Origin of the sequence: Burkholderia sp. Ac-20345 (assembly GCF_017104825.1) — a bacterium.
Lineage (GTDB): Bacteria > Pseudomonadota > Gammaproteobacteria > Burkholderiales > Burkholderiaceae > Burkholderia > Burkholderia lata_B.
Map to the genome: position 1 here is coordinate 58,275 of NZ_JAAGPO010000011.1, position 17,427 is coordinate 75,701.

The 17,427-nt window shown below is 63.8% G+C and carries 21 protein-coding genes; all 21 read left to right on the forward strand.

Annotation, left to right across the window (positions count from 1 at the left end; genetic code table 11):
- Nucleotides 1-3 precede the first annotated feature (3 nt).
- A complete protein-coding gene (locus G3O06_RS07700; protein WP_205815624.1) occupies nucleotides 4-783 on the forward strand; it encodes a terminase small subunit in 780 nt (259 codons plus the stop codon).
- Nucleotides 767-2,227, forward strand: a complete 1,461-nt coding sequence (locus G3O06_RS07705; RefSeq protein WP_205815625.1) for a terminase family protein — start codon at nucleotides 767-769, stop codon at nucleotides 2,225-2,227. The genes G3O06_RS07700 and G3O06_RS07705 overlap by 17 nt, the downstream gene beginning before the upstream one ends.
- On the forward strand, nucleotides 2,224-4,266 hold the full coding sequence (locus G3O06_RS07710) for a hypothetical protein (RefSeq protein ID WP_205815626.1): 2,043 nt from the start codon (nucleotides 2,224-2,226) through the stop codon (nucleotides 4,264-4,266). The genes G3O06_RS07705 and G3O06_RS07710 overlap by 4 nt, the downstream gene beginning before the upstream one ends.
- A gap of 27 nt (nucleotides 4,267-4,293) precedes the next feature.
- Nucleotides 4,294-4,575, forward strand: a complete 282-nt coding sequence (locus G3O06_RS07715; protein WP_205815627.1) for a hypothetical protein — start codon at nucleotides 4,294-4,296, stop codon at nucleotides 4,573-4,575.
- 1 nt (nucleotide 4,576) lies between these two features.
- Nucleotides 4,577-4,993 carry a hypothetical protein gene (locus G3O06_RS07720; protein ID WP_205815628.1) on the forward strand — a complete coding sequence of 139 codons (417 nt, stop codon included), beginning with the start codon at nucleotides 4,577-4,579 and terminating at the stop codon, nucleotides 4,991-4,993.
- Nucleotides 4,994-4,996: 3 nt separating this feature from the next.
- Complete coding sequence (locus G3O06_RS07725) at nucleotides 4,997-6,376, forward strand: hypothetical protein (RefSeq protein ID WP_205815629.1); 1,380 nt, start codon at nucleotides 4,997-4,999, stop codon at nucleotides 6,374-6,376.
- Between the two features lie 3 nt (nucleotides 6,377-6,379).
- On the forward strand, nucleotides 6,380-7,057 hold the full coding sequence (locus G3O06_RS07730) for a hypothetical protein (RefSeq protein WP_205815630.1): 678 nt from the start codon (nucleotides 6,380-6,382) through the stop codon (nucleotides 7,055-7,057).
- A 3-nt stretch (nucleotides 7,058-7,060) separates the two neighbouring features.
- The gene (locus G3O06_RS07735; protein ID WP_205815631.1) at nucleotides 7,061-7,237 is read left to right on the forward strand and encodes a hypothetical protein; all 177 of its coding nucleotides are present in this window, start codon (nucleotides 7,061-7,063) and stop codon (nucleotides 7,235-7,237) included.
- Entirely contained in the window at nucleotides 7,234-7,446 is a 213-nt protein-coding gene (locus G3O06_RS07740; protein WP_205815632.1) for a hypothetical protein, read from the forward strand. The genes G3O06_RS07735 and G3O06_RS07740 overlap by 4 nt, the downstream gene beginning before the upstream one ends.
- A 136-nt stretch (nucleotides 7,447-7,582) precedes the next feature.
- Nucleotides 7,583-8,764, forward strand: coding sequence for a hypothetical protein (locus G3O06_RS07745; RefSeq protein WP_205815633.1), 1,182 nt, complete (start codon nucleotides 7,583-7,585; stop codon nucleotides 8,762-8,764).
- 9 nt (nucleotides 8,765-8,773) lie between these two features.
- A complete protein-coding gene (locus G3O06_RS07750; RefSeq protein ID WP_205815634.1) occupies nucleotides 8,774-9,703 on the forward strand; it encodes a hypothetical protein in 930 nt (309 codons plus the stop codon).
- A gap of 54 nt (nucleotides 9,704-9,757) precedes the next feature.
- The gene (locus G3O06_RS07755) at nucleotides 9,758-10,291 is read left to right on the forward strand and encodes a hypothetical protein (protein WP_205815635.1); all 534 of its coding nucleotides are present in this window, start codon (nucleotides 9,758-9,760) and stop codon (nucleotides 10,289-10,291) included.
- An 83-nt stretch (nucleotides 10,292-10,374) separates the two neighbouring features.
- Nucleotides 10,375-10,974 (forward strand): hypothetical protein, encoded by a 600-nt coding sequence (locus G3O06_RS07760; RefSeq protein ID WP_205815636.1) that lies wholly within the window; start codon nucleotides 10,375-10,377, stop codon nucleotides 10,972-10,974.
- Nucleotides 10,975-10,976: 2 nt separating this feature from the next.
- Nucleotides 10,977-11,660: a DUF6682 family protein gene (locus G3O06_RS07765; RefSeq protein WP_346779496.1), complete on the forward strand. Its 684-nt coding sequence runs from the start codon at nucleotides 10,977-10,979 to the stop codon at nucleotides 11,658-11,660.
- A 4-nt stretch (nucleotides 11,661-11,664) separates the two neighbouring features.
- Nucleotides 11,665-12,264, forward strand: a complete 600-nt coding sequence (locus G3O06_RS07770) for a hypothetical protein (protein ID WP_205815638.1) — start codon at nucleotides 11,665-11,667, stop codon at nucleotides 12,262-12,264.
- Nucleotides 12,265-12,367: 103 nt separating this feature from the next.
- Nucleotides 12,368-12,718: a hypothetical protein gene (locus G3O06_RS07775; RefSeq protein WP_205815639.1), complete on the forward strand. Its 351-nt coding sequence runs from the start codon at nucleotides 12,368-12,370 to the stop codon at nucleotides 12,716-12,718.
- Nucleotides 12,718-13,341 (forward strand): hypothetical protein, encoded by a 624-nt coding sequence (locus G3O06_RS07780; protein ID WP_205815640.1) that lies wholly within the window; start codon nucleotides 12,718-12,720, stop codon nucleotides 13,339-13,341. The genes G3O06_RS07775 and G3O06_RS07780 overlap by 1 nt, the downstream gene beginning before the upstream one ends.
- Before the next feature lies 1 nt (nucleotide 13,342).
- Nucleotides 13,343-15,055, forward strand: a complete 1,713-nt coding sequence (locus G3O06_RS07785; RefSeq protein WP_205815641.1) for a hypothetical protein — start codon at nucleotides 13,343-13,345, stop codon at nucleotides 15,053-15,055.
- 67 nt (nucleotides 15,056-15,122) lie between these two features.
- A complete protein-coding gene (locus G3O06_RS07790) occupies nucleotides 15,123-15,833 on the forward strand; it encodes a hypothetical protein (RefSeq protein ID WP_205815642.1) in 711 nt (236 codons plus the stop codon).
- A gap of 68 nt (nucleotides 15,834-15,901) precedes the next feature.
- A complete protein-coding gene (locus G3O06_RS07795) occupies nucleotides 15,902-16,363 on the forward strand; it encodes a hypothetical protein (RefSeq protein ID WP_205815643.1) in 462 nt (153 codons plus the stop codon).
- 14 nt (nucleotides 16,364-16,377) lie between these two features.
- Complete coding sequence (locus tag G3O06_RS07800) at nucleotides 16,378-17,427, forward strand: hypothetical protein (protein ID WP_205815644.1); 1,050 nt, start codon at nucleotides 16,378-16,380, stop codon at nucleotides 17,425-17,427.

The following is a 17,427-nucleotide window of genomic DNA, read 5'->3' on the forward strand; positions in this document are numbered from 1 at the left end:
GCCATGCTTTCTGCCAAGCGCCAACGGTTCGCCGACGAGTATCTGAAGGATCGGAACGCGTCGGCGGCCTATCAGCGCGCCGGCTACAAGGCGACCGGCAATTCCGCCGAGACGGCTGCGAGCCGCCTGCTACGGGATCCGGAAGTGCAGGCGTACATCGAGGAGCGCGAGGCCGCGCTGCGCAAGCGGTTGGAGATCGAGCAGGACGACATCGTCAACCTGCTGTGGGACGTCGCCCAGGCTGACGCGAACGAGCTGATCCAACATCGCCGCTTGTGCTGCCGCTACTGCTACGGCACCGACTTCGGATACCAGCGCACGGCAGGCGAGCGCGAGCGGGACTTGCACGCGTGGGAGAAGGATCAACGGAAGGCAGAGCGCGAGGCCGCCGCCGAGGGGAAGGAACTGCCGGCCGCCGTGTTCGACGAGCAGGGCGGCACTGGTTATCACAAGCTGAAGCTGCCGCATCCGGATTGCCCCGAGTGCTTCGGCGAGGGCGTCAGCGATGTGTACGTGCCGGACACGCGGTATCTGTCGCGCGCTGCGCGCATCGCGTACGCCGGCGTGAAGATCACCCGCGACGGGATGGAGGTCAAGACGCATTCGCGCGTCGACGCGGCGATCAAGGTCGGGCAGCACCTCGGCATGTTCAAGGAAGTGCATGACCACAACCACAAGGGTGCGGTCGGGTTCGCCGACATTTCGGGCGACATGACGCCCGAGCTGCGCGAACGCGTGGCGAAGGAAATGTTGCTTGCATCCGGGTATGAGTTCGACGAGTAACGAGCAGATAGCCGGGATGCTCGCCAGTGCGCGGGACAGCCTGATTGTCTACTCGCTGATGACCGACCCGCGGTATCGGGCGAACCGCTTTCACCGGTATCTGGCGAAGGTCATCGAGGAAGCAGTCGCGGCCGGGCACGGCCGCATCATGATCTTCGCGCCGCCGCAGCACGGCAAGAGCGAGATCGTGTCGCGCAAGGCGCCGGCGTGGATCATGGGCCGGCATCCGGACTGGCCGATCATCGCGGCGAGCTATGGTGACGATCTCGTCGAGCTGAACGGCGGCGCGGTGCGCAGTTCTGTCGCTTCGCCGATGCACCGGGCCATCTTTCCGAAGTTCGCCCTCAACCCGAGCAGTTCGGCGAAGGCGAATTTCCAGACGACCGAGAGCGGGAAGTATCTCGGCGTGACGATCCGCGGCGGCGGTACCGGGTTCCCGGCAAAGGTGTTCATCATCGATGACCCGTTCAAGTCGCGGGCCGAGGCGGATTCGGACACGTTCCGCGAGCACGTCAAGAACTGGTATCGGTCGGTGGTCTATCCGCGGCTCGCCGAGGATTCGATCCTCATCATCATGCATACGCGCTGGCATGACGATGACCTGGCAGGCTGGCTCATCCGCGAGCACCCGCAGGAGAACTGGCGGATCGTGAACCTGCCGGCGATCGCCGAGGACGATGACGAGCTCGGCCGCGCGCCGGGCGAGGCTCTGGTACCCGAGCGCTTCTCGGCGAAGTCGCTCGACCAAAAGCGCGTCGCGGTCGGCTCGCGCGAATGGTTGTCGCTGTATCAGCAGAATCCGCCGACGAAGGGCGGCGGCACGTTCCTGAAAGACTGGCTGCGCTACTACGAGTCGAAGGATGTAATGCGCGCCGTGTGGATGATGAACCGCTATCTGCTGGTCGACCCCGCGCGCACGCAGAAGAAGACCAGCGACTACACGGCAATCGTGGTTGTCGGCCTTCACGTGGACCGGAACTACTACCTGCTCGATGCGGTGTACGACCGGCTCAAGCTGAATCAGCGGGCCGCGTCCGTGATCGAGATGCACCGGAAGTGGAAGCCCATCGAGACGGGCTACAAAAAGACCGGGCACGAGCAAGACATCGAGTATCTGGAGGAAGCGCAGGGACGCGAGAACTACCGCTTCAAGGTGCAGCCGCTGTCGGAATCGGGACCGAAGGAAGCACGCATCGAGCGCCTGGCACCTGACTTCGAGGCGCAGCGCTGGTGGTTCCCGCCGACGATGTGGAAGACCGGCGCCGACGGCGAGCTGCGCGACCTGACTGCGCAGTTTGTGAACGAGGAATACCTGCCGTTCCCGGCAGGCAGACACGACGACTTTCTCGACGACCTGTCGGGCATCAAGGACATCGCGGCGAAGTGGCCGGCGGCGACCGCCCGCCGATCGCGATCTAACCAGCAGGAGTTTCTGATTGTATGAGCGCCGTTTCCCTTATCGGTATGAAAACGCAGCCGGACGTCGCGCAGCCGCCGCCGGGCGCGCGGTTTCAGGAGACGCGCGAGCAGCAGGAGCAGTCGCCGGTTAGCGACCTTGCCGCGCACGTGCGCGAGTGCTTCAACGTCAACCGTACGCACCGGATCTCGAGCGGCATCGAGGAGAAGATGCTGCAGTGCACGCGGCAGCGCAACGGTGAATACGATCCGGACGACATCCCGAAGCTCGGCGGCGTCGACGTCTTCATGAACATCACGGGCCTGAAGTGTCGCGCGGCCGAGTCGTGGCTGAAGGACGTGCTGGTGAATGCGGCGGATCAACCGTGGACGATCAGCCCGACACCGATTCCGGATCTGCCTGACTCGCTGATGCAACAGGTCGAGCAGTTGGTCATGCGCGAGATCGTGGCGCGCGGGTATCCGAACATGGTGCTCGATCAGGAGCGCGCCAAGCAGCTCAAGCAGGTAGCGCTCGCGGAGATGCAGCGCGTTGCGTCCGATGCGTGCAAGCGCATGTCCGACAAGATCAACGACCAGATGACCGAATTCGGTTGGAAGGCCGTGTTCGAGCAATGGCAGTCCGACATCGTGACGTATCCCGGCGGCGTGCTGAAGGGGCCGATTGTTCGTAACCGACGCTCGCTCAAGTGGAACGGTAATGAGCTCGTCGTCGCGTCGCAGCCTGTGCTCGTCGACGAGCGCGTTTCGCCACTCGACCTGTATCCGTCGCCCGAGGCGACGGACCCGCAGGACGCGAACAACCTCATCGAGCGGATGAGGATGACGAAGTCCAAGCTGTACGAGTGTATCGGCTTGCCGAACTTCGACGAGGACGCGATTCGGATGGTGATCGACGAGTTTGAGCATGGGTTTCGCGACTGGTTGTCGAGCGACGGGCCGCGGGCGCGCGACGAGAAGCGGCAGGGCTCCCTCTGGCACACGAGCGAAACCATCGACGTGCTCGATTTCTGGGGGCGCGTGCAGGGTAGCAAGCTGAAGGAATGGGGCGTCGACGTCGACGATCTCGAGGCGCAGTACGAGTGCAACGTCTGGCTCGTCGGTGACTACGCGATCCGCGCGCTGCTGAACCCCGACCCGCTCGGCCGGCGTCCGTATCACGTGACGAGTTTTAACAAGCTGCCGGGCCAGTTCTGGGGCGAAGGCATCCCGCAACTGATTCGCGACATCCAGCGCGCCGCCAATGCCGCGGCGCGCAGCATCATCAAGAACATGGCGCACGCCGCCGGCCCGATGGTCGAAGTTGACGTCGACCGCCTGGAGGAATCCGAGGACAACCCGGACAGCATCCATCCGTGGAAAGTCTATTTCACGAAGGCGAGCAACAGCGGCAACGGGCCGGCCGTGCGATACGTGATTGCCCCGTTCATTGCCGGCGAACTGCAGCGGATCTTCGACCGGCAAATGCAGCTCGCCGATGATTTCTCGGGCATCCCTGCATACACCTACGGCAACACGGGTGTCGGCGGCGGCGCGCGCACGATGGGCGGCCTGTCGCTGCTGTATGGCGGCGCGTTGAAGGGCATCAAGAACGTCATCATCAACATGGACCGCGACGGCATCGAGCCGATGATCGGGCAGTTCTGGGCGTTCAACATGCTGTATGACCCGGACCCGACCATCAAGGCCGACGCGAAGGTCGTCGCGAAGGGGGCCGAGGGCATCCTCCAGAAAGAACAGGCACAGGCCCGCAGCATCGAGACGTTGCAGACGATCACCCCATACGCATCCGCCGGCCTCATTCCGAAGGAAGCGTTGTCGGAACTGCTGCGCCAGTGGCTCGACGAGCAGGGTTTCAACCTGTCGCAGTGGATGCCGAACAACGAGCTCGACCAGCAGATCTCGAATGTGCTCGGCGGCCCACCGCAATCGGCAGGGCAGCCGGGCGCCGCAGGCGCGCCCGGCGCGCAACCAACCATGCAGCCGGGAACGCCGCCGCCGCCACTCGATGGCCGGCAGGGCGCGGCCGTTCAGGCCATGCAAGGCAGTCAATTACCGAGCCCGTAACGGGCTCTTTTGCTATTGAGGGCATCAATGAAACTCGACGGCTACGACGTTGAACCGGGCGACTACGTGTACGACCTCTTCTTCGGCGATGGGATGGTGAAGAACCTTACTGCCGACGGTCGCGCCGTGGTGGCATTCGGTCCGCGCACGTTCACTTACAACGAAGCTGGTGTCGGCCAGCACGGCCGGCGCTCGCTGTACTGGCACAACCCGATCCTGCTTGTGCCGATGAAGGATGAGGCAGCGTGGGACATGCAGCGCAATCTCAACCAGGCGATCGCGCAATGCCTGCGTCCGGGAGTGAACTGACATGGCGCACCAATCCCTTTCCGGGCGCAGCGCCAATCGCGCGAGCGCCGACAACGATTCGGCGAGCCTGATTTTCGGGCCGCAGAGCGACAGCAATGTTTCGCACATCGTGCAGGTCGAACACGATCCGCTCGTCGTGAAGGCGTACAACTTGGCCGATGGCGACGAAGTGCGCGTCGAAATGGTCGACGGCGACGGCGCCGGCTCGATGTTCGCGCCGTTCTGTCCGTTCGACGGTCAGTCGACGTTGACGCACACGCGCACGGTATTGCCGATCGGTATTCCCGGCCGCTATCGCTTCGTGCTGCAGCGATCCGACGGGGGCGCCCCTTCGCTTGGCCTCGTGCTGGTTCGTGCACATCCGGCGCAGATGTCGCACGACTGGCTCATCGCCTATCTGCGCTGCAACGGAGGCTAATCCATGTCCCTGAATGGTGGCGGCGCGAGCCGCACGAAGCGCACCGCGTTCATGGATACGCAGGTGCTTTTCGGCCCCGACACGCTCGACGCGGTATCGCCGACGATTCAGGTCGACGACGAGCCGGTGATCGTTCGCGCGCACGCCCTCGGCACGGGCGAAAGCGTGCGGGTCGAAATGGTCGACGGGCCGGGCGAGGGCAAGTACTTCACGCCCTACATGATGTCCGGCTGTCAGGTCGTCATGACCCGGAAGTGCAACCAGATCGCGATCGCGGTGCCCGGCCGCTATCGCTTCATCCTCGACGGGGCGCTGGGCGCAGCCTATGTGATTGCGTTTGCCGCGTCGATGTCCCACGAATTTTTACTTGGAGCAATGAACATGGGCGGCTGCTGCGGCGAATCCCCGACGAGTCTCCCGCCGAGCGGCGCGGCCGGCGGCGATCTCGCGGGTAACTATCCGAATCCGACGATCGACGGCCTGAAGGCGATCAGCCGGATCATGGACGACTCGAGCGCGAGAACGCTATTGGTCACGCTGCTGGACTCGTTGATTCCGGCGATCCCGTCGTCGTTGCCGCCGTCGGGTGTTGCCGGTGGCGATCTCGACGGCTCGTACCCGAATCCGACCATCGACGGTGTGCGCGCTATTCAGCGGATCCTCGCTGATTCGCAGGCCGCGCAATTGCTGGCGCAGGCATTTCCCGATTCGCTTCCGCCGAGTGGCGCCGCGGGCGGCGACCTGACTGGCACGTACCCGAACCCATCGATCAACGTCTCGAAGGTGGTGAGCGCGATCGCGCAGGACGACGCAGTCACAGCAACGCTCGCATCGTCGCTCTGTAGCGCGCTCGCGTGCTGTATCACCGACACCGTGGAAAGCATTGCATTCGATCCGGTCAAGATCGCGTCCGTGTTCACGAAGTGCAACGGCTCGGTCCATGTGCAGGGCGATGCGATTCCGACGTGCGACGAGATGAACTCGGCGATCACGGCGGCGGTGGGAAGCGTCCCGGCGGACAAGTTCCTGAAGATCGTCAACTACGACCCGGCGACGCACACGATTACTTTCACGCTGTCAGACGGCGCGACGCAATACACCGTCAATCTCAGCGATCTGCTGCCGATTGTTGTCGCGCAGGCGGCTGGCCTGAGCGGCAATGGGACGGCCGGCGCGCCGCTCGCCGTCAAGCTGAAGGCCGACGGCGGGCTCGCGCTCGACGCAGACGGGCTGTCGTTCGCACCGGGCGCAGCGCAGGCCCCGGGTACGTCTCAGGGCAATGACCTACCGACGGCGATTCTCGGCGATCGAACCGCATTGCTCGGTGCGCCAGCCGGTTGGCTCGACATCGGCGGCGGCCGCAAACTTCCCTACTGGAGCTAAAGCATGGCGACGAAAACACCGATCGTTCTCAACGGGAGTCAGCATTCCCCCCTTGGCGCCGATGACAAGCTGCCAGGCGGCACGGTCGCTCTGTCCGCAGATGCCGGCAACCGACTTGCAGTCGGTTCGGATGGTGGCTTGTTTGCCACCGAATCCATCTCGGCGGATGCGCTCAATGTGCTTTCGCGCGGCAGTGATGGCGGCCTGTACGCAGCCGGGGCAACGTTGCCGTATTACCGATGGGAAGTCGGGCATAGCTCGCAGCAAAATGGCGGACTCGGGGTTGATATGGGCTCGTGGTATCGGATCGACATGTCGATCGGCGGTGACGGCTCGCTGCCGGTGACGATCGACGGAAACGGCTACGTCGTTCTGCCGCAGGGCCAATATCTTGCGTTCTCGGGCGCGCACGTGATTTCGACAATCGACGGCCAGATGGTGCAGAACGAAACGTGGCAGGCGTCGTTCATGTTCGACCAGAGCTTCGGGTTCCCGGGCGTCTACCAGTACAACGCGCTGTATTTCAAGCGCTTGGACAATCAGCCGGAAGACTTCACGTTGTCGATGTCGGATGTGCGGCGCGTCGGCGTGAAGGACAACAAGGCTTGTTTCGGTTTCGCGAAAACCAACACGCACACGGTGCGGCCGCAGGGCTATGTCGGCGTCGTCAAGATCGGGTGATCCATGAAAGCTACCAAGACCTCAACATCTATTCCGAAACCGAAGGTAGTGCAGAAGTCCGTGCCGAATCGCTTCGAGCGCCCCGACGAACCGCGCACGCCGCCGGCGCGCAATGCAGGCGGCGGCGGTATTGCCGTGCCTGCGAAAACCTGTAACTGCGGCGGCGCGGGTCTGGTTTGAAGCGGCCGAACGCACAGCAGTTGCTCGCGATCGAGCAGCTACAGAGTCGCGCGCAAGCGTGGGAGATCTTGCTCGAATGGCTGGGCGAGAACCACGTTCGTGCGCTCGCTGCTTGCGCGTGCGCCGATGACGAACTGGCCGTGCGTCGGTTGCAGGGTGAAGTCCGCGCGCTGTCCGGCGTCATCGACGCCCTTACCGCCAAGAAGTAGCGCGAGCACACGCCCGCACCAATCCACCGGCTGGCAGCGATGTCCGTCGGTTTTTTTTCGCCCGCGACCTGGCTCGGCCCTCGCGGGCTTTTTGTTGTGACATCCGCTTTCACGGCGGCTCACGGAGATTTTTGCTATGGGACTCCCCCGACATCTGCGGGACAAGTACAGCGCGACCGACGGCGCTCCGATCGCCAACGCGGCAACCGGCACGGCTGGCACGCAAGCCACCTCCACCCCGGCCACGCAACAGCAAGGCACGACGTCAGGCGCGCAGGGCGCCGCACATACCGATCCGCATGCCGCCACTCCTACGGCCGCAGCCACGACGGGCACGCAGCCTGATGGCTCGACCGGGCAGGACGGCGGCGCCGCGTCGTCTCAACTCCTCAACCCGACCGGGGAAGGTGGTGCGGAGGGCGGCGCCGGCTCAGGCGGCGACGACAACTTCAGGCGCATGGAGGGCCGCTACAAAGCGGAAGTCACGCGCCTGAAAGGTCTGCTCGCCACGGCAGAGGAAGGTGCGCGCGGCGCGTCGCAGCTCACTGACCTGCTGATGGAAACACGGCAGGAACTGTCGAATACGCGACAGCAGCTCACGCAAGTTCAGGGCGGCGGCGAGGCCGGCGCACGTGGCACGCCGACGGGCGGTCAAGGTGGGGCGGCGAGCGAGCCGGCTTTGCCCGAACTGTCCGACGAGGAACAAGCCATGTACGGCGACTTCGCGCCGGTCGCTGAGAAGCTGATCGCGCGCGCGACGGCGCCGTTGCTCAAGCAGATCGCCGAGTTGCAGACGGCGAATGGCACGAGCAGCGACGCGGTGGGGCAGTTGAACGAGAACCTGTTCGTGCGGGACGTGCGATCGCGCGTGCCCGAGATGGAAGCCATCACGCAGAGTCCCGCGTGGAAGGAGTACCTGCAGCGCAACATCCCGCTCACGCGTTTGAGGATTCAGGACGCGTTGGTGAACGCGCACAACGAGCGCGACCTGGCCGGCGTCGTGTCGATCTTCGACACCTTCAAAACCGAGCAGGGTAGCCAACAGCAGCCGACCGACACCGGCACTACCGCAGCGGCGGCTGCCGGCGGTGCGGCTGCTGCATCGTCATCCGCGGACGCCGGCGGGCTTGCGCAATTCGCAACACCGGACCGAACTGCATCAAACGGCACTGGCAGGCCCAGTGCCAAATTCAAGGAAAGCGACTATCGCGCGCGTGTCGACAGCATGCGCACTGGGCGCATTACCAAGGCTGAGTTTATGCAGTTCGACAAAGAATTTCAGGAGGCCCGGAGCCGGGGTCTCGTGTCGAAAGATTAGGAGTAAGGCATGAAATCCTCCGCTGGCTATTCGCAGTACGCGGACGTTCTCATCACCCCGCAGTTTGGCGACCGCCTCATCGCGCGCGGTTACTGCTCGTTCGTGGTCGGCGACATCACGAACACCGACTACACGGGCGACCTCAACAAGGGCGGCGACCAGATCACGTACTTCATCGAGCCGGAAGTCGAGATCAACGAGTACCAGAAGAACGGCACGCTGCAGCCGCAGGAACTCGAAAGCGAGTCGGTCACGATGGTTGTTGACCGCGCGAAGTACTACAACGTCAAGCTCGACCGGATCGATGAGAAGCAGATCACGTTCATCGACAAGTGGGTCGAATCGTTCCTGAAGCGCGCCGACTACAACATGAAGCGCCTGCTCGATCCGGAAGTGCTCATGCGCATGGCGCTGGAAACGGCACCGACGAACAAGGGCATGAACGCCGGTCGCGAGTCGGAAAGCCAGGATCTCGGCGAGATTGGCAACCCGGTGCCGATCACGGGCGCGAACGTAATCGAAGTGCTCACGCGCCTCGACGTCGTGCTGCGCGAAGCGTGCCGCTGGGAGGACGGCGAGATGTTCGTCGTTATGCCGAACGTCTCGCGCAATGCCCTGATGTCGTCGGACCTGAAGGCTGCATACCTGACGGGTATGTCGCAGTCCCCGATTCTCAACGGGAAGTTCCCGCTGCAGATCATGGGCTTCGACATGTACTTCACCGATCAGGTGCCGAAGGTGCAGGACATCGCGACGGGCAAGACCGCGTACTGGATCGTCGCCGGCAACAAGAAGGCGACCGGTTTCGCGCAGCAGCTCGAGGACCACGAGATCATCACGATGGAGCACAGCTTCGGCAAGTTTTATCGCGGTCTGTGGGTCTACGGTCACAAACCGTTCCTGCGCGACGCGCTCGCCGCGCTCTACGCGACGTTCTAACACGACGCCGCGCGCGAGGCGATCGCGCGCGGCCGATCGAATACGGAGCTATCCATGACGTATCACGCACTCCATCACGGCGGCAATGTCGTCCGTAACCCGAATCAGGAGATGTACCCCGCCGCACCGCTGCCGGCGACGGATCACCTTCAGCAGGCGGCACACAAGACGCCTTGCGTGTTCTCTAACACACGCCTGTTCGACTTCAGCCTGCGCGACACGCGTCGGCAGGCCGGCCTGCAGCAGTACCTCGAGCGCATCAACGCGGCGAACACTCCGCTGCAGTCCGGTGACACCATCGGCGCGTGCGCAATTCCTGCCGGCTCGCTGCTGCTGGGCTATGCATGGGGCGTCGAGAACGTTGCGCCGGGCGCCGCGTTCACGATCAAAACCCACTTCGGGGGTGCAACGATCGACACGTTCACCGCTGCAACGGTCGACTCCCATTGCGAGCTGCTCGGCTCGCCGGTGTGGCTGAAGGACAACGAGATTCTCGACCTACTCATCACCTCGTGGCCGGCGCAGGTGCCGACCGATTTGCGGTTCTGGGTGACGCCGCTGCTGATCGTGCCGAAGGTCGGTAACTGACCGGCGGCCGACAGGTACGCCAGACGTTGAGACGGGCCGCACGAGCGTCGTGCGGCCCTTTGTTTTTGATGCAGGAGAATACGATGCCCAAGCAGTTCGCCTATCGTGACGCACACGGCAAGGTCTACCCGGCTCACGCCGCGCTCGCTTTTCAACCGGGCCTCGTGCCCGGGCACTACGACACCGATACCCGGCAGTTCACGCCGATCGGCAATCCGCAGCAGCAAACCGGCACGATCATTACCGATGCCGCCGCCGGCCACGACCAGAAGTTGCTGTCCGGACTCGGCGAGGACCGCGGCGCCAATACGGCGCCGATCGGCGCCGGCGTCGCATTCACGCTGACGCCGCTGCAGGCCGAGCTCGACGCCGCGCTCGCGCGCTCGGCAGAACTCGACGGGCGTGTCGCTGAACTGGAATCGGAACTGTCGGACGAGCGCGAGCGAAGCGCCGCGCTGGAGGCGCAGGTCGCAGTGCTGACGCACCAGTTGCAGGATGCGCAGGGCACTCAAGGCGCGAACGGGCCGGGTACGTCCGGTAGCGACGGTGGCACGAGCGACGCCGGCGACCCGCCCGCGGATACCGGCACGAACGGCGGTACGTCGGGCGACGCGGAGCAGGACGACGCGCAGACCTCGGCCGGCGACGCCGGCGCGAAGCGCGCGCGTAAGGTCACGCCGTGAGCATGATCGTTCGCGATGTTGTGCGCGAGGTGGCGGCGCTGCTCAACGACGACGAGGAAGGGTTCGAGTTCACCCACTGGACCGAGTCGGATCTCGTCGAATACGCGAACGATGCAGCGATTCAGATCACGCAGTGGCGCGTGTCTGAGTTCTCGAAACCGCACACGATCGACCTGGTAGCCGGCGCGCGCCAGACGCTGCCGGCGGATGCACTCGCGTTCTACCGCGTTGCCGGCACGGTCGATCGATACGGCCGGACGATCGGCCAGCCGTCGGCGACGGATGTGGCCGCTACGCGCATCGCGGCGAACTGGTTCGAGTCGCTGGCTTGCCGGCGATCGACGGGCGATTACGTTGTTCGATCGTTCTCGTTCGATTCGGACGATCAGACGTCGTTCTACGTTGATCCGCCAGTCCCGCCGGGCAAGAAGGTTCAGGCCGTTGTCGTATATGCGAGCGTGCCGGACCGCGCGGAAGTTGATGGTGCGCTGTCGGTACCGCCGATCTATCACAACGCGGTCATCGAATGGATGCTGTACCGGGCGTACGGGAAAGACACCGAGAGCGCTACCGATGCGATGCGCTCGACCGAACATCACACGACGTTCAACAACATGATGGCCGCCGCGCAGCAGATCTATGACCGCTATACCAAACAGGTGACGAGCAATGGAAAACCCCGTTGAATTCGTGCCGCTCGACCAGTTCATGCCGTTTGTGATGGCGGGGGCGCAAGGGCTTCCGGAAGCGATGGCTCAGGCGTACGTGCGGCAGGCTTGCATCGATTTCGCAACGCGCAGCAGCATTCTGCGTCGACGCGTGATCGTGGATTTGCAGGCGCGCGTTACCGAGTATCCGATCTGGGGCGACGAGCGCGAGCAAGTCGTCCGGATCAACGAGGTGGCCGTCGACTGCACGCCGTACCGCGGGCAGCGCAACAGCATCGTATTCATGCACAGGGGCGTGCGGTTCACTGTCGCCGACGGCATGCTGCGGCTGTCTCACGTGCCGCATCACGATCGACCGGGCGCTATTGAGATCCGGCTGTCGGCTTCACCGACACAGGACGCGTGCGATGTCGATTCGCTGCTCTACGACGACTGGCAGTCGGCGATTGAGGACGGCGCGCTCGCGCGCATCTATCAGCTACCGAACTACCAGTTCACGTCGTTCCAGCTCGCGGCGCAGCGCGGGCGTAGCTTCGACGAGAAGATCGTGCGCGCCCGCGTGCGTGCATTGCGCAGCGATACGAGCGCCGTGCTCACGGCGACAGCGCCGCGCATTGTGTGAGGTGGCGATGCGACGGCCTTCCGTTATTCGACTCGACCGGTCGGTTGCCAAGACCGCGTTTTCGATTCAGTCGGCGCATGCGTGCTCGGTCGAGCCGTCGTGCGTGTCGCTCGAGATCCGCCGCGCGGGCACCTGCGACGCTCCGTTGCGCTTCCGCGCAGCCGAACGTGACGACGATCTGCGTGTTGTGTTCGAGTGGGACCGACGCATCCGATGCCTGGCCCCCGGCCTGTACTCGGTGCGAATCGAGGCGGCCGGCGTACCCTGCGGCGAGCTGCTGGCGCAGCTTGGTGACGAGTGCGCCGTGACCGGCTTCGAGAATATCGAGCGCACGGAGTGCGGGCCGATCGACGCGACGCAGCCGGGATGTCGCGGCGGCTGCGACGTCGGCTGCGGTTGCGATCCGGTTCCCGTTATCTATGTTCCTGCTTATGACGTACCGAGGGGTTGCTGATGTTCAAACCGATGGTGGGGTTCAATGCGCGCTTGAACGCGCGCCTGCTTCCCGATGACCTCATTCTGCCGTTGGCGGCGGCCGACGTGGCACGCGTTGCCGCCGCGCTCGCGACGGCCGGCGACTACACGCGGTTATGGGTCGGCGACGCGCACCAGCACGAGATCGTGATGGCGACGGGAATCGTCGACGGCGCGGTCGCGATCAAGCGTAGCGAGGAGGGAACGGTCGCGCGCGGCGCGCCGATCGGTACGTGCGTGTCGTTTGTCTGGACGGCACAGAACCTCGCCGACTTTATTCAGCAGGGGCTCGGCGGAGTACAGCCCGCAGTGTGCGAAGTGGTTCCCGGGTCGGATCGTGTCACCGTGACGAAGAAGGATTGCAGCGTGACGATTGACGTGCCAGCGTGCGGTAATACGCAATGGCGCTCCGGCAATCAGACATTCACGCAAGACGAGGGCGGATGTGTGAGCGCCGAGCCGGTACCGAACCCCATAGCCGACGGCGAATTCGTCAATGCGACGGTGACCGTGAAGGATGGACAGATTGTGTCCATCAAGTCCGGCACGAACATTGTCTATAGCGGCGGCGGTTGCTGCACGGGTTGCGGAGCGTCGAGCTGATATGCCGGCCGTCAAGATTGCCCGCTTTGGTGGCGTGGTACCACGATACGAGCCCACGCTGCTGAAAGAGAACATGGCGGCCGACGCCGCGGACTGCAAGCTCTGGCACGGCGTGCTTGAACCGTTCCGCCGGCCGCTGCCGGTTCATGACGCGGGGCTCGTCGTGCGGACGATGCACCGTTTCGACTGCTGCTGGCTCGCGTGGGACGACCAGTGTGTCGACGTTGCCGAGTGGTTGCCGACGTGCGAGCGGGTGTATGTAACCGGTGCATTCGAGTACCCGGTCGCGGCTGAGCTGCCCGCCGATGGCTGCGTTATGGACTGGCGGCGCGTGGGGTTGCCACTTCCTGATACTGCGCCGACGGCGACGGCTCTTGACGCGACGAAGCCCGAATTTACGACGTCGAGCCGCATCTATCTGTATACGTACCTTGACAGCTTCGGGCAGGAGGGCGCGCCGTCGCTGCCTAGCGATGAGCTGCTGGACATGCACGAAGGCGCGGCCGCACGGATCGATATTCCAGCGCCGCCCGTCGGGTGGGACATCTCCGGGATTCGGCTGTATCGCCTGGCTGAAGGGTTCAACGATGGCACGAAGCCGGGGGCAGCGACGCCGACCGCGTGGCTCGTCGTCGCGGATCTGCCGGCGGCCGCGCAGAGCTACGTCGACGCGGCGCGGACCGATCAGCTCGGCGAGGCGTTGGTGTCGATGCAGTACTCGCCGCCGCCGGACGGTCTTGCGAACATCACGCAGTTGCCGGACGGCGTGCTCGCCGGATCGGTCGGGAATCAAGTTTGGTTCTGCGAGCCGTACCAGCCGCAGGCGTGGCCGATGGACTACATGCTGGCGCTCGACGATAACGTGCGGGCGCTGAAGTGGCAGGAGGGTGTGCTGTACGCGATGACGGACGGGCATCCCTATGCGATCGCAGAGGATTGCGTTGATGGCTCGTGCTGTCGCAAGGTGTTCCGGTTTCCGAAGGCCGCGCCGGTCGCGTCGCGCAAGAGCGCGGCGCAGGTTCCGGGCGGCGTCGTGTATGCCAGTCTCGCCGGCTTGGTTTCGCTGGCCGGCCAGCGCATGAACCTCGCGACCGCGCCGTGGTGGGCGCTCGACGACTGGCAGGCACTGCTGCCCCATACGATGATCGGCGCGACGGTCGAAGGCCAGTACATCGGCGTGACGTGCAATCGGGCCTTCCTGTTCGATCTCCGGGACGGAACCGACAACGACGGGATTCCCGACAACGACCTGATGCCGTTGACGCTCACGCCGAACGCGCTGCACACGGCGCGCGACGGGAAGCTGTATCTCGCGTTCGGTAACGTGATTCACGAATGGGACGCCGGCGCTGACTTCATGCCGTATCGCTGGCGCAGCAAGACGACCGCCGCGCCCGGGCAGATGAATTTCGCCGCGGCGAAGGTCACGTTGTCGAACTATCCGGCGCCGCGGGTCGCGCCCTTCGGTGTTCAGTTCCGGTTCGTGACCGACGGGCGCGCGGTATTCGACCGACCAGTGAAGCACTCGAAGCCGTTCCGGCTGCCGCCGAATCAGCGCAAGCTCGATTTTGCGGTCGAGGTGTTCGGTGTCGAAACCGTGCGGGAGATCAAGTTCGCGACGAGTATGCGCGAGCTCGCGGGCGGTTCGGGTACCGGCTCGACCTCGGCCGGCGCGGATGCGTTCCTGCAGTCGCTGACATCTGACAATCCTTGACGGTTCAGCGCTCGTCGCTCGATTATCGTCGGCTGATCGACAGGATTATTTCTCGGAGGGGTTCAGAATGCGTAGATTGTTGGCTGCGTTGGCCGCTGTTCTGGCGATCGCATATGCGAGCGTTGCATCAGGTCAGACATACAAACCGGCAGACGCGGGCGCGGCTCTGCAGGCTTCGCAAGCCATTGCGCTCCCGTCGTGGCCCGAATATAAGACCTTGACGAACTACGATGCGCTCGACTACTCGGCGAAACTGCGAGAGTGGAGCTTTTATAGAAACGACGTGATCCTCGGTATCGCGGCGGATAAGGGCGAGGACGTAGGTACGCTGCAGTCATTCTTTGATGAAAAGTACAGCGCGGACAGACCTATTCAGCCATCAGGTCGTCTCGAGCCAGTGAGTGCGAATACTTCCGGTTCACCCGTTACTTGGGCACCGTATCTTGCTGTTCTGCTTTCCGTTTCGATTGCGTCGGCATGCCTTGTAGCTTCCAATATGAAGAAATTGGGACTTGCGACGGGATGGAACGGAATGCTGATTAATGGTGTTCTCTGGGCTACCGCGCTCCTTGGCGCTGGCGTTTTCTACAAAATGCTTGGAGGCGTGATCGGGGCTATTCCGGCCATGATTGTGTTGGGCGCATCGTTCGCGCGGGGCGAGTCGATCAAATACTCGCGAGCGCGGTCTATGGTGTTGTGGGCGTCCGCTAGTTTGGGTGCTTTTTTCATCTTGGCTGCAGCGCTGTTCCCGCTACTCGCACCACCGGATTATCGTTAATCACGTGTAGTTGCACGTTATTAAAAACTCAACCCCGCTTCGGCGGGGTTTTTTATTTCAGGAGCAGTATGACCACAAAGGTTTTCGCGCAACGTGATCTGTCATTCGCGCATTTGCAATCGGTTCTCGAACTGCTTCCGGATGCTGTGGCCGAGGCCGGCGGCGGGAAGAGCAACCCGATGTTGGTCGCTCAGGGTATTTCGGCGGTCGCGTCCGGAACCGACCATCGATTTTTTGCTGCGCTCACTGTTGACGGCGTGGTCGGCGGCTTTATGGCGGCCGTTATCGAGACCGACATTTTTCTCGGCGTGCGCACCGCGCGCGAGGTGTTCGCGTGGTTGCGTCCGTCGGCACGAAACGCAGAGAACCAAGCGGCGCTGCTCGAGGCGTTCGAAGCCTGGGCGACTGCTCAGAAAGCGGAACGCCTCGAATGTCTCGCGGAACTTGGCGATGCAGGCGAGCGCTTTGCGGCGGCCGCGTCTTCACGTGGCTATGCGAGAGCATCGACGGTGCTGCGCAAGGTTCTTTGACGCGAGGGTGAGACATGGCTGACGCGGTTGAAATTACCAACTGGGGGGGCATGGCCGATCCGCTGCAGTCGGGCTACTACGGCGCGCTCAACCAGGTCTGGTTGAATCAGCAGGCGAACGCGGACACGTGGGCGGCGAAGGCGTTAGCGAACGATGACGCGAATCGCGCACAGCATCAGAAGGACGTTGACGCGTGGACGAAGTGGCAGAACGAGTGGCTGACGGCATGGGCCGTCGCTCAAGCTGCCTATGCTGCTGCACAAGTTTTGCTCGCGAACAACGCGCTCGAAGCGGCGAAGGACGCGGCAAACAAGCAATACGATCTGGCGAACAGGCAGCTCACGATCGCCGAAGAGGAATACGCGCGGTTCAAGGCGCATTTCGCGCCGTGCGAGGATGCGACGATCGATGCCGAGTGCGCGCGCCCGGAATACACCGAGCCGATCGAGGACGAGGCTAACCGCGCCGTAGTCGAGATCCGCGCACAGTTCTCGAACGCGCAGCAGCAGGCGCAACGCCGCCGCAATCGATACTGCATCGGCGCGACCATCGCGACTGATCGGCAACTCGTGATCGATCAGGCGCGCGCGAGCGGCGAGGCGAAGGAGCGCGTGCGGCGCTACCTTGAGAACCGCCAGTTCGACCGCCAGCAAATCTACTTCAACCGCAAGCTCCAGTTGTTCAACATCGGGCGCGGGATGCCTGCCGAAGCTATCCAAGGCATCGGCACGGCCGCGTCGCTTCTGCAACGTGGCTCCGACCTTGAGCTGGCCGCGCGCAACCAGTTTTACGGCGCGATCCTGTCCGGGCTTGGCGGTGTGATGGGAGCCGGCCTTTCCGCATACATGGGACCGTCGCCGGTCAGCTCGACGCAGGGCGCGCGTAGCGGTTCAAGCATCGGCGGGTTCGGCGGATTCTCGAGCGTTACAAGCTTCGGCGCTGGTTTCGGCGGCGCGGGAATGATGGGCTCCGGCGGCCTCGGCTATGGCTTCGGCTCGGGCACCGGTTCCGCTTCGTCCATGTGGGATGCGAACTCACTCGGGCCGACGGCCACGTACGCATAA

Coding starts and splice junctions, on each gene's coding strand:
- G3O06_RS07700 (WP_205815624.1), top strand. CDS start 4: ATGCTTTCTGCCAAGCGCCAACGGTTCGCCGACGAGTATCTGAAGGAT.
- G3O06_RS07705 (WP_205815625.1), top strand. CDS start 767: ATGAGTTCGACGAGTAACGAGCAGATAGCCGGGATGCTCGCCAGTGCG.
- G3O06_RS07710 (WP_205815626.1), top strand. CDS start 2,224: ATGAGCGCCGTTTCCCTTATCGGTATGAAAACGCAGCCGGACGTCGCG.
- G3O06_RS07715 (WP_205815627.1), top strand. CDS start 4,294: ATGAAACTCGACGGCTACGACGTTGAACCGGGCGACTACGTGTACGAC.
- G3O06_RS07720 (WP_205815628.1), top strand. CDS start 4,577: ATGGCGCACCAATCCCTTTCCGGGCGCAGCGCCAATCGCGCGAGCGCC.
- G3O06_RS07725 (WP_205815629.1), top strand. CDS start 4,997: ATGTCCCTGAATGGTGGCGGCGCGAGCCGCACGAAGCGCACCGCGTTC.
- G3O06_RS07730 (WP_205815630.1), top strand. CDS start 6,380: ATGGCGACGAAAACACCGATCGTTCTCAACGGGAGTCAGCATTCCCCC.
- G3O06_RS07735 (WP_205815631.1), top strand. CDS start 7,061: ATGAAAGCTACCAAGACCTCAACATCTATTCCGAAACCGAAGGTAGTG.
- G3O06_RS07745 (WP_205815633.1), top strand. CDS start 7,583: ATGGGACTCCCCCGACATCTGCGGGACAAGTACAGCGCGACCGACGGC.
- G3O06_RS07750 (WP_205815634.1), top strand. CDS start 8,774: ATGAAATCCTCCGCTGGCTATTCGCAGTACGCGGACGTTCTCATCACC.
- G3O06_RS07755 (WP_205815635.1), top strand. CDS start 9,758: ATGACGTATCACGCACTCCATCACGGCGGCAATGTCGTCCGTAACCCG.
- G3O06_RS07760 (WP_205815636.1), top strand. CDS start 10,375: ATGCCCAAGCAGTTCGCCTATCGTGACGCACACGGCAAGGTCTACCCG.
- G3O06_RS07765 (WP_346779496.1), top strand. CDS start 10,977: ATGATCGTTCGCGATGTTGTGCGCGAGGTGGCGGCGCTGCTCAACGAC.
- G3O06_RS07780 (WP_205815640.1), top strand. CDS start 12,718: ATGTTCAAACCGATGGTGGGGTTCAATGCGCGCTTGAACGCGCGCCTG.
- G3O06_RS07785 (WP_205815641.1), top strand. CDS start 13,343: ATGCCGGCCGTCAAGATTGCCCGCTTTGGTGGCGTGGTACCACGATAC.
- G3O06_RS07790 (WP_205815642.1), top strand. CDS start 15,123: ATGCGTAGATTGTTGGCTGCGTTGGCCGCTGTTCTGGCGATCGCATAT.
- G3O06_RS07795 (WP_205815643.1), top strand. CDS start 15,902: ATGACCACAAAGGTTTTCGCGCAACGTGATCTGTCATTCGCGCATTTG.
- G3O06_RS07800 (WP_205815644.1), top strand. CDS start 16,378: ATGGCTGACGCGGTTGAAATTACCAACTGGGGGGGCATGGCCGATCCG.